This window comes from Parvibaculum sp. (genome assembly GCF_040882025.1).
Classification (GTDB): Bacteria; Pseudomonadota; Alphaproteobacteria; order Parvibaculales; family Parvibaculaceae; genus Parvibaculum.
In genome coordinates this window covers 1-13,244 of the sequence record NZ_JBBECC010000174.1, presented here as the reverse complement: position 1 = coordinate 13,244, position 13,244 = coordinate 1, and the positions used below count along the sequence as shown (strand labels likewise).

11 protein-coding genes are annotated in these 13,244 nt (G+C 64.1%); 7 read left to right on the top strand and 4 right to left on the bottom strand.

Going from position 1 to position 13,244, the window contains the following annotated elements; translation table 11 throughout:
• The 6 genes from WEB61_RS12655 to WEB61_RS12630 all read left to right on the top strand — a co-directional run.
• Nucleotides 1–990, top strand: a 990-nt coding sequence (locus WEB61_RS12655; protein ID WP_368064697.1) for a biotin/lipoyl-containing protein, incomplete at its 5' end; no start/stop codon positions are given.
• Entirely contained in the window at nucleotides 987–2,930 is a 1,944-nt protein-coding gene (locus tag WEB61_RS12650; RefSeq protein ID WP_368064696.1) for an acetoacetate--CoA ligase, read from the top strand. The genes WEB61_RS12655 and WEB61_RS12650, both read left to right, overlap by 4 nt.
• Nucleotides 2,931–2,959: 29 nt before the next feature.
• The gene (locus WEB61_RS12645; protein ID WP_368064695.1) at nucleotides 2,960–4,675 is read left to right on the top strand and encodes an AMP-binding protein; all 1,716 of its coding nucleotides are present in this window, start codon (nucleotides 2,960–2,962) and stop codon (nucleotides 4,673–4,675) included.
• A 121-nt stretch (nucleotides 4,676–4,796) separates the two neighbouring features.
• Nucleotides 4,797–5,321 (top strand): PAS domain-containing protein, encoded by a 525-nt coding sequence (locus WEB61_RS12640; protein WP_368064694.1) that lies wholly within the window; start codon nucleotides 4,797–4,799, stop codon nucleotides 5,319–5,321.
• A gap of 142 nt (nucleotides 5,322–5,463) precedes the next feature.
• On the top strand, nucleotides 5,464–7,371 hold the full coding sequence (locus WEB61_RS12635) for an alkyl/aryl-sulfatase (RefSeq protein WP_368064693.1): 1,908 nt from the start codon (nucleotides 5,464–5,466) through the stop codon (nucleotides 7,369–7,371).
• A gap of 19 nt (nucleotides 7,372–7,390) precedes the next feature.
• Entirely contained in the window at nucleotides 7,391–8,413 is a 1,023-nt protein-coding gene (locus tag WEB61_RS12630; protein ID WP_368064692.1) for an NADP-dependent oxidoreductase, read from the top strand.
• A gap of 16 nt (nucleotides 8,414–8,429) precedes the next feature.
• Here the strand turns inward: WEB61_RS12630 and WEB61_RS12625 are convergent, their stop codons facing one another.
• From WEB61_RS12625 to WEB61_RS12615, 3 genes are all read right to left on the bottom strand, one after another.
• Complete coding sequence (locus WEB61_RS12625) at nucleotides 8,430–9,242, bottom strand: PAS domain-containing protein (protein ID WP_368064691.1); 813 nt, start codon at nucleotides 9,240–9,242, stop codon at nucleotides 8,430–8,432.
• Between the two features lie 88 nt (nucleotides 9,243–9,330).
• Nucleotides 9,331–10,416 (bottom strand): ferritin-like domain-containing protein, encoded by a 1,086-nt coding sequence (locus WEB61_RS12620; protein ID WP_368064690.1) that lies wholly within the window; start codon nucleotides 10,414–10,416, stop codon nucleotides 9,331–9,333.
• A 62-nt stretch (nucleotides 10,417–10,478) separates the two neighbouring features.
• Nucleotides 10,479–10,799: a 2Fe-2S iron-sulfur cluster-binding protein gene (locus WEB61_RS12615; RefSeq protein WP_368064689.1), complete on the bottom strand. Its 321-nt coding sequence runs from the start codon at nucleotides 10,797–10,799 to the stop codon at nucleotides 10,479–10,481.
• Nucleotides 10,800–11,061: 262 nt separating this feature from the next.
• On the opposite strand from WEB61_RS12615, the gene WEB61_RS12610 reads away from it, so the two are divergent.
• Nucleotides 11,062–11,451, top strand: coding sequence for a hypothetical protein (locus WEB61_RS12610; RefSeq protein WP_368064688.1), 390 nt, complete (start codon nucleotides 11,062–11,064; stop codon nucleotides 11,449–11,451).
• 7 nt (nucleotides 11,452–11,458) lie between these two features.
• Here WEB61_RS12610 and WEB61_RS12605 read toward each other — a convergent pair.
• Nucleotides 11,459–13,244 (bottom strand): translocation/assembly module TamB domain-containing protein (locus tag WEB61_RS12605; RefSeq protein ID WP_368064687.1); only part of this gene is annotated, 1,786 nt, incomplete at its 5' end.

Below are 13,244 nucleotides of genomic sequence, written 5' to 3'. Positions count from 1 at the left end.
AAGGGTCACGCGGTCGAGGTCCGCCTCTATGCCGAGGACCCGGCGAAGAAATTCTTCCCCTCGACCGGCAGGCTTTCCCGCCTGCGCGCCCCCGCCGACATGCCGCATGTCCGCATGGACATGGGCGTGCGCGAAGGCGACGAGGTGACGATGTTCTACGATCCGATGATCGGCAAGATTATCGCCCATGGCGAAACACGCCGCATCGCATTGAGAACCTTGAAGAGTTTTCTCGCCGGCATGGAAGTAGCCGGCCCGAAAACCAATCTCGGCTTTCTGATCGAGACTTTGGGCCATGACGCCTTCATCGACGGCGACATCGACACCGGCTTCATCGACCGCCATCTGGATGCGTTGCTGCCGCCTTCCGAGCCCTCGCCGCGCATTCTGGCGCTGGCCGCCGCCGCATATCTGAAGGCGCGCGAACGCACGGCCGGCGCCGATCCCTGGTCCGCCACCGATCAATGGGTGCTGGGCGGCCGCCGCGCCGAAACGATCGATCTCGTCGTCGGCGGGTCGTCGCACCGCGTGAAGATCGAGCCCGACATCGCCGATCCGGGCCTCATCCGCGTCAATGACGGCGCCTCCACCGTCTCGAACGCGGCGATGACGGCCGATGGAACTCTGTCCGCGACCGTCGACGGCACGCGCCTCGCCGCCGCTTTTGTCGCCAATGGCAGCGGCTTCACGCTGATCCATGAGGGCATCGCGACCGAATTCACCGTCGTCAATCCGCTCGATGTCGACGTGGCGTCGGATGCCGACACCGGCGCGCTGAAAGCACCGATGCCCGGCAAGATCGTGCAGGTAATGGCCGAAACCGGCGCGACAATCAAAAGAGGCGCGGCGCTGGTCGTGATGGAAGCGATGAAAATGGAGCAGACGCTGCTGGCCGCCGCCGATGGCAAGGTCGCCGCCGTCAATGTGGCTGTCGGCGATCAGATCGAGGCCGGCGCGGTGTTGGTCGCCTTCGAGGAAGCCGAAAAATGAGCGCGCCGCTCTGGTCGCCCACGCCCGAGCGTGTCGCCGCTTCGGCCATGGCGGCATTCATGGTGCGGGTAAACGAAAATCATGGCACAGCGCTCAACGGTTACGAGGCGCTGCATCGCTGGTCGGTCGTCCATCCGGGTCTCTTCTGGAACGAAGTCTGGGACGACAGCGCCGTCATCGGCGGCAAGGGCGGCGTCACGCTGCTCGACGGCGACAAGATGCCCGGCGCACGCTTCTTCCCTGAGGCGCGGTTGAATTTCGCCGAAAACCTGCTGCGCGGCGAGGGCGACGCACCGGCACTTCTCTTCAACAATGAAGGACGTATGGCGGCGCCGGTCTCCCGCGCACAACTCCGCGCCGATGTCGCGCGCCTTGCAGCGGCGTTGAAATCATGGGGCGTCGCGCCCGGCGACCGCGTCGCCGCCTTCATGCCGAACTGCCCCGAAACCATTGTCGCCATGCTCGCCGCCGCCAGCCTCGGTGCGGTCTTTTCCTCCTGCTCGCCCGATTTCGGCGTCAAGGGCGTGCTCGACCGTTTCGGCCAGATCGCGCCGAAAGTACTGATCGCCTGCGACGGCTACCGCTATGCGGGCAAGGTCCTGCCCGCACACGACAAGCTCGCCGAAATCATCGCCGGCCTGCCGTCGCTCGAGCATGTCGTCGTCGTGCCTTTCATCGGCGAAGGCAAAAAACATCTCGAGAAATCAACCGACTGGCCGGACGTGCTGGCATCCGCGCCCGACACGCCGCTCAGTTTCGCGCGCCTGCCATTTTCGCATCCGCTCTACATCATGTATTCGAGCGGCACCACCGGCGTTCCGAAATGCATCGTCCATTCGGCTGGCGGAACGCTGCTGCAGCATCTGAAGGAACATCGCCTGCATGGCGATCTCCGTGCCGGCGAGCGGCTTTTCTACTTCACCACTTGCGGCTGGATGATGTGGAACTGGCTGGTCTCGGGGTTGGCCGCCGGCGCGACACTGGCGCTTTACGACGGCTCGCCCTTCGCGCCCGGACCTCACGTCCTTTTCGACTATATCGACGAAGCGAAAATCAATGTCTTCGGCACCTCGGCGAAATTCATCGATGCCATCAAGAAGGAGGGCCTGACGCCGCGCGAGACGCATGATCTCGCATCCATGCGCATGATCCTCTCGACCGGCTCGCCGCTCGTCGCCGAAAGCTTCGACTATGTTTATGCGGATGTGAAAAAGGACGTCGCTCTCTGCTCGATCTCGGGCGGCACCGACATCGTCTCCTGCTTCGTGCTCGGAAGCCCGATACTCCCCGTCCATCGCGGCGAGATACAGGCCAAGGGCCTCGGCATGGCGGTCGAGGTCTGGAACGAGGAGGGGAGGCCGGTCGCGGGCGAGAAGGGCGAACTCGTCTGCGTCGAACCTTTTCCTTCCATGCCGGTCGGCTTCTGGAACGATGACAATGGTACCAAATACCGCGCCGCCTATTTCGAGCGCTTTCCGGGCGTCTGGTGTCATGGCGATTTCGCCGAGATCACCGAAAACGGCGGCATCGTCATCCATGGCCGTTCCGACGCGACGCTCAATCCGGGCGGCGTCCGCATCGGCACCGCCGAGATTTATGCCCAGGTCGAACAACTGCCGGAAGTGCAGGAAGCGCTGGCCATCGGCCAGGATTTCGCTGGCGATGTGCGCGTCGTGCTCTTTGTGGTGATGAAACCGGGCCATGCGCTGGACGAGGCCACGCGCGCCCGCATCCGTGGCCGTATCCGCGAAGGCGCCTCGCCGCGCCACGTCCCGGAAAAAATCGTTGCCGTCGCCGACATTCCGCGCACCAAATCGGGCAAGATCACCGAGCTTGCCGTGCGCGACATCGTGCATGGCCGGCCGGTCAAAAATCGCGAAGCGCTGGCAAACCCCGAAGCGCTGGAGCTTTACAAGGATATCGAAGACCTGAAAAGCTGAACGAAAACGGGGAGGTCGGGAGGACCGTCATGGGAAAGAGCGAAACGGGCAGGTCGGTAACGCCGGGCATATCTCATGTCCGCGGCGCCGACGCGCCGCCTTTGCGCGAGGAAACCATCGGTCAGGCGCTCAGCGCCGCCGCTGTCAAATGGCCGGACCGCGAGGCGCTGATCTCGGTCCATCAGAACATCCGCTGGAGCTACCGCGAGCTGACCGACAAGGCCGAGGCGCTGGCCGCCGGGCTTCTGACGCTCGGCCTCGTGCGCGGCGACCGTGTCGGCATCTGGGCGCCCAATTGCGCCGAATGGACACTGACCCAGTTTGCCACCGCCAAGGCTGGCATCATTCTTGTCAACATCAACCCGGCCTATCGCCTCTCCGAACTCGAATACACCTTGAACAAGGTTGGCGTGAAAGCATTGATCGCGCCCGAGCGCTTCAAGACATCCGAATATGTCGAGATGGTCGAGACGCTGGCGCCGGAAATCGCGCGCGCCACCGGCGAAATCTCGTCGGCGAAGCTGCCGCATCTGAAACATGCGATCCAGATCGGCGGCAAGCGCCGCGCCGGCTGGCTGCAATTCGACGATGTGGCGGGCCTCGCAACGGACGCGCATCGCGCCTCGGTCGCCGCCCTTGCGGATAAGCTCGACTGCCGCGACGCCATCAACATCCAGTTCACCAGCGGCACCACCGGCCTGCCGAAAGGCGCGACGCTCTCGCATCACAACATCCTCAATAACGGCTTCATGGTTGGCCGCTCGATTGGCTTGAAAGAGGGCGACCGGCTCTGCATCCCTGTGCCGCTCTATCATTGCTTCGGGATGGTAATGGGCAATCTCGGCTGCCTGACGCATGGCGCGACCATGGTCTATCCGGCGGAAGCCTTCGATCCGCTGGCGGTGTTGCAGGCGGTCGAAAAGGAACGCTGCACCGGCCTCTATGGCGTCCCGACCATGTTCATCGCCGAGCTGGGTCATCCCGACTTTGCGAAATTCGATCTCTCATCGCTGCGCACGGGCTGCATGGCCGGTTCGCCCTGTCCCGTCGAGGTGATGAAGCAGGTGATCGAGCGCATGCATATGCGCGATGTGACAATCGCTTACGGCATGACCGAAACGAGCCCGGTCAGCTTCCAGACCGGTGAAAGCGATCCGCTCGAACGCCGTGTTTCGACCATCGGCCGCGTCCAGCCGCATCTCGAATGCAAGATCGTCGATCTCGACGGCAAGACTGTGCCTTGCGGCGAGCCCGGCGAGCTCTGCACCCGCGGCTATTCCGTGATGATCGGCTATTGGGACGACAAGGAAAAAACGGCAGAAGCCGTCGACGCCGAGGGCTGGATGCATACCGGCGACCTCGCCACTATCGACGCCGAAGGTTACGGCAACATCGTAGGCCGGCTGAAGGACATGGTCATTCGCGGCGGCGAAAACGTTTATCCCCGCGAGATCGAGGAATATCTCTACCGCCACCCGAAGATCGAGGACGTCGCCGTCGTCGGCGTGCCGGACCCGAAATATGGCGAGGAAATCTGCGCCTGGGTGAAGCTGAAACCCGGCGAAAGCGCGACGGAAGACGAGGTCAAGGCCTTCTGCAAGGGCCAGATCGCGCATTACAAGGTGCCGCGCTATGTCCGCTTCGTGACCGAATTCCCGATGACGGTGACCGGCAAGGTCCAGAAGTTCCAGATCAGGGACGCCATGATTGAGGAGTTGAAGCTCGACGTCGTCCGAACAGCATGACTTTGCCCCGGTCCGCCGGCATTTATCCCGGGACGGAGCGTTGCCGAAATCCCGATTTTGCCATTCCCCGGTCCTGTACTAGGCTCCCGAAGGGATCTGGCGACCGGAAAATCGAGGGCGAATGGCGACTGGAAACGAGGGGGCTCATCGCAAACCGATAGAGTTGCCCCCGATCGACGTCGATACGGAACTGAACTTCGAGGCATCGAAGCCGCGTGCCGGGCTCGACTATTGGCGAAAGAAGGCGGCCGGCCGGCCGATGCCCTTGCGCAGCGACATACGCCCCGAGGAAATCGCATCCCTCCTGCCGCATCTCTGCCTCTTCGAATTGACGCCTCGGCCGGACGGCAGCGTGGACATGTTCCCACGGCTGGCCGGCGCGCGCTTTGAAGAGGTTTTCGGACCGATCCACAACCGTCCGCTGGCGACGAGGCTGGCGCCGGAGATTCTCGAACGCTGGCGCGGCGTCGCCCGCGCGATGATCGAACATGGCGGTCCGATCCGCGCCATCGGCAATGTGTTGCACGAAGACAAGACCTTTATCCGCTTCGAGCTCCTGCTGGCACCGCTGAGCAAGGAGGGAAGCAATATCGACATGATGCTTCTCGTCTCCGATTTTTCGATGCGCACCGAAATAGAGCCGTGATTCTCCGCGGGATCGTGGCTGCCGCCGGGTCTTGCCGCCGCGCGCCGAGCCTGTAGTCTCTCCCCACCGCGCGCCGCCATTTATCCGGGTGGCCGCCAGAATGACCGCCGGTCAACGGCGGACAGGGACCGGGCGAGGCATCATGGAATATCCGAAAGACGCAACCGAAGCGACGCGCCACGCGCATGCGGCGCTGGTATCGGGCTTGCCGGCGGACACACCCGACGATTTCGCGCTTGCCCGCAAGGGCTTCATCGGCACCATTCCCGATGCGAAGGTTCTGAACGCCGCCGGTCATGCCGTCTGGGACATGGGCACATTCTCTTTCATCGACACCGCGCATGACGGCTGCACCGGCTGTCCCGACACGGTCAATCCGAGCCTCTGGCGTCAGGCGAAGCTCAACGCGGTCCACGGCCTCTTCGAAGTTGTCCCCGGCATCTATCAGGTGCGCAACTTCGACCTGTCGAACATCACCTTCATCGAAGGCGATACCGGCTACATCGTCATCGACCCGCTGATTTCGGCCGAGCCGGCTGCGGCGGCGCTTGCCTTGATGCGCGAGCATCGCGGCGACAAGCCGGTGACGGCCGTCATCTACACCCACAGCCATGTCGATCACTATGGCGGCGTCTATGGCGTCTTGAGCGATGCGGACATAGAACGCGGCCTCCAGATCATCGCGCCGGAGGGTTTCCTCGAAGAGGCGGTGAGCGAAAACGTTCTGGCCGGCAACGCGATGGGCCGCCGCGCCACCTACATGTATGGCGCGCTGCTGCCGCGCGGCCCCAAAGGCCATGTCGATGCAGGGCTCGGCAAGACGGTTTCGATGGGGCAGGTGAGCCTCGTGCCACCCACCGTCAGCATCGCCGAAACGGGGACAAGGCTTGTCGTCGACGGCGTCGAGATCGTCTTCCAGGTCACGCCCGACACCGAAGCGCCGGCGGAAATGAATTTCTACTTCCCGCAATTCAAGGCGCTCTGCATGGCGGAGAACTGCTCCTGCCAGCTTCACAACATCTACACGCCGCGCGGCGCGCAGGTGCGCGACGCGAAGTCCTGGAGTTACTATATCGACGAGGCGATCGATCTCTTCGGCGCCGAAGCCGATGTTCTGTTCGCGAGCCACCACTGGCCGCGCTGGGGCCGCGATGCCTCGGTCGCCTTTCTGAGAAAGCAGCGCGACCTTTACAAATATGTCCACGACCAGACGTTGCGCATGGCTAATCATGGCCTGACGCCGCTCGAAATCGCTGAGGAACTGGCGCTGCCGCCAACGCTTGCGAGCGAATGGTACACGCGCGGCTATTACGGCACGCTCAATCACAACGCCAAGGCCGTCTATCAGCGCTATCTCGGCTGGTTCGACGGCAATCCGGCGAATTTGCACAAGCTGCCGCCGGTCGAAGCCGGAAAACGCTATGTCGATCTCGCAGGCGGCGCCGATGCGCTGCTGAAAAAGGCACGCACGGCTTTCGACAAGGGCGAATATCGCTGGGTCGCCGAAATCGTCAATCATCTCGTTTTTGCCGATCCGTCGAATGCGGACGCGCGGCATTTGCAGGCCGATGCGCTGGAACAGATGGGCTATCAGGCGGAGTCCGGTCCGTGGCGCGGCTTCTATCTGACGGCGGCGATGGAACTCAGAAACCCGCGCCCGCCCTCCGACGTGCCGCGCCAGGGCGCCGCCGGCCAGCTTCGCACGCTCCCCGCCGAGCAGCTGCTGGACTCGCTCTCCGTGCGCCTGAACGGCCTCAAGGCCGGGGCGCGCGCGCTGGCGTTCAACATTGCCTTCGCCGACACCGGCGAGACCTTCCTGCTGACGCTGGAAAACGCCGTGCTGCATCACTACAAGGACAAGCGGGCATCGGGCGCCATATCGGTTTCGCTGACGCGGACCGCGCTGGCCGAACTGGTCATTGGCGAGGCGACGCTCGAAGCGGCGCTCGCGGAAAAGAAACTGTCGATCGAAGGCGATGCGAAAGCTTTCGCCGATTTTCTGTCGTTGCTCGACCGCTTCGACTTCTGGTTCGAAATCGTGATGCCGTGATATGGGCAGGGGAGAAAACATGAAAAACGACGTCAACCGCCAGTTCCGTCTCAAGTCGCGCCCGACGGGCCGCATCGAAACCTCGAATTTCGATCTGGTGAAAGAGCCGATCCCCGAGCCCGGCCCCGGTCAGGCGCTGGTGCGCGTTCTCTATCTCAGTCTTGATCCGACCAACCGGATATGGATGAGCGACATGGATCAGTACATGCCGCCCGTCGAGATCGGCGCGGTGATGCGCGGCGGCGGCATCGGCATCGTCGTGAAGTCGAATTCGGCGCGCTACAAGGAAGGCGATCATGTGAGCGGCCTCACCGGCTGGCAGGACTACTGCATCGCGGATGAAGGCGCGAACGCGATGGGCGTGCTCCCGAAGGGCCTGCCGGTCGGCTTGCCCACCATGCTCGGCGCTTGCGGTATGACGGGGCTCACGGCCTATTTCGGCCTGCTCGAACTTGGCCAGCCGCAGCCCGGCAACACGGTCGTCGTTTCCGCCGCTGCCGGTGCGGTCGGTTCGGTCGTCGGCCAGATTGCGAAAATCAAGGGCTGCCGCGCCGTCGGCATTGCCGGCGGGCCGGACAAATGCCGCCACCTCGTCGACGATCTCGGCTTCGATGCCGCGGTCGACTACAAGCGCAAGGACTGGCGCGACGGGCTCGCGGCCGCGACGCCCGACGGCATCGACGTCAATTTCGAGAATGTCGGCGGCGAAATCATGGAAGCCGTGATGGCGCGCATGAATCTGTTCAGCCGCATGCCTCTCTGCGGCATGATTTCCGGCTACAACACCGGCGACCCGGCCATGCGTGCCGACTTCTCGCCGATCCTGATGCGCCGCATCACCGTCCGCGGCTTCATCGTCATCGATTTCATGGCCAAATTCGCCGAAGGCACCATGCAGCTCGCGCAATGGGTGGCGGAGGGAAAGCTGAAGCACCGCGAGACGATCGTCGATGGTCTCGAAGAGGCACCCACCGCCGTCAACAAGCTCTTCGACGGCGGCAATATCGGCAAGCTCGTCGTGAAGGTGGCCGACGCGCCCTGAAACATCGGCGCGTCGCCTAACCCGTCCGCGCGACGCGGGTCGTCTTGCCGGCATTGTTGCGCAGATGCGCCGTGTAGGTGGTCTTGCCGCCCGTCTCGACCTTGGTGATCGTGGCATCGACCGGAAATTCGCTGCCATCCTTCCGGCGTCCGGTCACCGGCCCACGGTCGCTCATCCAGCGCGAGGCATCCTTGGAGGTACCGAAGGCCTTGACCTGCCCCGCATGCGGCTTCCGCGCCCGTTCGGGCAGCAGCATGTCGAGCTTCTGTCCCAGCACCTCCTCGGCGCGATAGCCGAACATCTTCTCGGCCTTGAGATTGAAGAAAGTGATTTTCTGCTCTGCATCGACGGAAACGATGCCGCCTTCGGCCACCATCAGAATGCGCGAGAAGAGAAGGTTCCGCTCCTTGTAGGCGATCTGCTCCTGCCGTCGCACGCTGTTGTCGCGAACGGTGATGAGGAACCGCGGTTCGCCGGCAATGCGCGCTTCGACCACGCGCACATCGACCGGCATCTCGTGCCCGTCCTTGCGCCGCCCGATCAGGTCGAGAAAGCGCGATTGCTCGTGTTCCGGCTCCGCCGCCCAGCGCGCCAGCCATTTGACGGGATCGGCGCGGCGACCCGGCTGTTGCGGCACGAGCACGGTGATGCTTTTGCCGATCACTTCCGCGGCCTTGTAGCCGAGCAGCCGTTCGGAAGCCGGGTTGAAATAGGTGATCTCGCCGGCGGGCGTCGACACGATGATCGCCTCGGGAATGCTCTCGACCAGGACGCGGTGGAAATCCGGCTGCCCGTCGTCGCGCGCGCCTCTATCCGGTGTCTTCTTCATCTTGCTTTCTCTCCAGATAGGTGCGGCCTCGAAAACCCGGCGATGCGCCGGCGGCGCGAGGCCGCCGGAACATTGCCGCCCGTCTTGCTCACTCTGCTGCGACGGCCCCCGTCGGATGGCCGCCTTCCATCGCCTGCAGCACGCGGATGTCGTCGAAGACGGGAATGCCGGCCTCGTCGTATTTCTTGCGCGCCGTCGGGGTCAGCAGCCCGACCCGCGCCAGCGCCGGCATCATCAGATCCTTCAGGGCATGGACCTGGCCGGGCGGGAGCTGGCCGGTGATGCCCGCCTCTTCGGCTTCCTTCAGGCCCTTGAAGAAATCATCGGCATCGATGCCGCTGTTCTCCAGCACCTGCATGAAGCCCGGATCGACCTTGTTGGCGATCGTGCCGGCCGTCTGCGCCTTGACGAGAATATTGACGGCCTGGAAAGCGAATTCGGCGAGCTCTTCGAGATCGTCGGCATGCATCTTCTTGAACACAGGTCCGAGAAACACATGGCCGAACGAGACATGCCGGCTCTCGTCGCGCATCACGTTGAAGGTGAGCTGCTTCAGAAGCGGGCAGGTCGTCGTGCGGTACATGTTGTTGAAGGCGCCAAGCGCGAGGCCTTCCACGATCATGTTCATGCCGATCATGACCTTTTCATAGCGGTCCGATTGCAGCGTCACGTCGATCAGCTGCTTCAGCCAGGGCGACATCGGATAGATCAGCGCGATCTTGTCGCAATATTTCGCGTAGACCTCGACATGCCGCGCCTCGTCCATCGTCTGCGTGGCGGCATAGAGCTTCGCGCCTGCATCCGGCACCGAATGGGTGACGCAGGCCGCCGTCATCAGCGCGCCCTGCTCGCCATGCAGGAACTGCGACAGGAGCTGCGCCGTCGAATGCGCGGTGAAGGTTTCCTGCTGCGATTTCGACAGCCGCTTGAAGAACGGCATCTTGTGATAGATGTCGCTGTCATTGGCGATCAGCGGGCGCGATGGATCGACGACCGTGTCCCAGGGCAGCAGATCGTCGGAATCCCACTGGTTCTGCTTGGCGCGTTTGTAGAGATCCTCGACCTTGTCTTCCGAAAAGATGTAGTTGAAGGTCCAGGCGATATCCATCGGATTGCGGTAGATATCGTCCGGTGTCATCGTCACCTTCCAGTCTTCTTTCGCTTTCGCGCTCATGGCCTTCCTCCTGACTATGGCCGCCTTGTCCTTCTTGTTGCGGCCGGTGAATTTCGTGCCCGCTAGTACTGGCGCGCGGGCGTCTTGACGACGAGCCCGTCGAGCGACGGGTCGATCTTGATCTGGCAGGAAAGGCGGCTGTTCTCTTTCACGTCGAAGGCGAAATCGAGCATGTCGCGCTCGAGCTCTTCCATCGGCCCGACCTTGTCGAGCCAGCCCTCCTCGACATAGACATGGCAGGTCGCGCAGGCGCAGGCGCCGCCGCAATCGCCTTCGATGCCCGGAATGGTGTAGCGCACCGCCCCTTCCATCACCGACAGCCCGTCGGCGACGTCGACACTGTGCTCGGTGCCGTTGAACTCGATATAGGTGACCTTCGTCATGTTCCTCGCCGCTCGCGGATCGTTTCTGCTTTGCCCCTCTTCGGGGGCCTTGACCGGGCAATACCCACAGAAAAAATGTACCTATTTTCGGGCCGGTGACGCCGCGACAGAGTGTCCGCCGCGCGCCCGCCGGGTGCGGCAGATCGTCCGCCCGGTCCGCCGCATGTGCCCGCGCGGGCATTAACCTTCTGGCCGTTTCGCGCCGAATCCCGCTGTGTCGAACCGTCCGGCTTTCCTGTATGGTTCCGGTAAGGAACGGTCCATGGACGGGCTGGCGGCGGTGCAGAAAGAGTGGTGTCGGATGAACGGAAACGCGTTTCCCCGGGCGAAGGTCAAACGCTCTCTGGCGGTGCTGACGGCGCTTGCGCTTTTCGGAACGGCCGCCGCTCTACCGGCCATGGCCGAGGAAGAGACGCCGCCGGCCGACGCGGAGATCCATTACGAAACCTCGGACCCGGTCGATTCCCCGCCGGTCAATTTCCGCTCGGACTACGACGCGGAATACGACACGCAGGATGTCCACGAAGCGGAAATGTATGCCGAGGAATATGAGCGCCGGCAGCGCGAGGAAAAGATTCGCAAGAGCGACCAGCTCGACAGGATCAACGATTTCACCAGCGGCGCCATCACCACGGACGGCGTCACGCCCTGAGCCTGTCTCAGTAGTCCCATTTCCAGTTGAGGCCGGCGCCGCTCGAGGCGTCCTGCCCGATCCTGGTGTCGACGCTGATATTGTCGGTGAGGTCGATCTCGACCTTCACCGATGAATCGCTGGCAAGCGCGCCCTGTTCGACGCCGACGTAAAACCCCTCGCGCAGATATTTCCCCGCCGCCACGGTCGTCGCGCCCGACGCCCCCTGGTCGACGCGCAGCACATCGAGGCCGAGCGATTGCTGCATCTGCCCGAGCAACCCGAAGCCGCCGACGCCGCCGGCGCCGGAAAGCTGGGCGGCCGTGTTGGCAAGCTGCGCCGCCTCGATGGCCGAGAGTTCGCCGACGCCCTTCTCGAAGAGGATCCGCGAAATGATTTCGTCGCGCGGCAGTGCCGGCTGCGAGGTGAGCGCGATCTGCGGCGCCGAACCGCGCCCGGTCACGGCGACCGTCGCCTTGAAGCCGGACCTTGTGTAGTCGAGCGCGATGTCGACCGTCGGGTCGGGCGGCGTCTCGCCGCGAAAGGTCACGAGCCCGCGCGACAGCGTGAAACTCTTGCCGGCGAAATCGAGCGTGCCGCGCAGGCTGCTGAGCGTGCCGGTGACGCGGGGCGCATCCGCCGTTCCCGTCACGGTCAGCGCCCCGGTCCACAAGGCATTGACGCCGCGCCCGGTGACCTGCGCCGGCGGATTGCCGATCGAAAGCGCGAGGTCGAGTTCGGCAGGAAACGGCACCGCCGCCTCGGCCGCTTGCGCGGCGGCCGCTTCGTCGGGATCGTTGACCGTCACCACGGCGATCTGCGGCACGCTGTGCGGCAACTGCTCGGGCACGCGGAAATGCGCTTCCGTGGTCGTCAGCGCGCCGGAAAGTTTCAGCGGGTCGGTCTCCGTCGGCGGCAGCGCGGCGCCGCCGAGGTCGAGATCGCCGCTGACCGACAGCACGAGGTCCTGCCGCCGCGCCACCTGCAGGCTCGAAAACCGCGTCCGGATGTCGACGGCCCGCGCCGCATCGGCCGCAAGCGTGATCGTGCCTTCGGAGGTGAGCCGCCCCGCGCTGTTGTCGCGCGCGCCGAGCGTGAAACTCAGCCTCTCGCTGCGCGCGCCCTCGATGCCGATTTCGAGATCGCGCAGCACCGTGCCGGTCGCGAAATTCTCGAACGTGCCATTGGTGAGATGCGCCTTGCCCGAAAAGACCGGCGCCGAAATATCGCCGGTCGCGCTCAGAGCCATTTCGGCGTCGCCCGCGAGCCGCTGCCCGGGCAGGTCGGCGAGCGCCATCAGCGAAGCCATCGGCCCGTGCCAGGTGAGGTTTCCGTTGACGGCCCCCCGCGCCGGCAGCACGGGCCAGGCGCCGGCGGGATCGCGCATCAGCGGCAGCGAGGCCTCGAGCCGGAACGGCTCTTCCGAAACGCCTTGCGCCAGTGCTTTCACGTCGAGCCGCCGCCCGGCCCAGGCGCCGTCAAGCGTTGCGTCGAAGGGTGGCCGGATGTCGAGTTCGGCATCGCCGAGCCGCACCGCCGAAAAGCGGAGCGCAACCTCGCCCTGTTCGCGCTGCGTGTCGAGCGCGACCCGGCCCGAAACCGTGCCCGACGCCGCATCGCTCGGCAAAAGCGGCGTCAGGATCGCGAGCGGCAGCGTCGCGGCATCAAGCGTCAGTTGCGCCGCCCGCGGCCGGAGCGAAAAATTGCCCGTCAGCGAACCCGGGCCCGTCGGGCTGGTGAAATCGACCGCCAGCCGTTCCACGGCAAGCGTCTCTCCCTTGAGCGCGAGCCGCAGCGGTTCGGCCAGCGCAAGC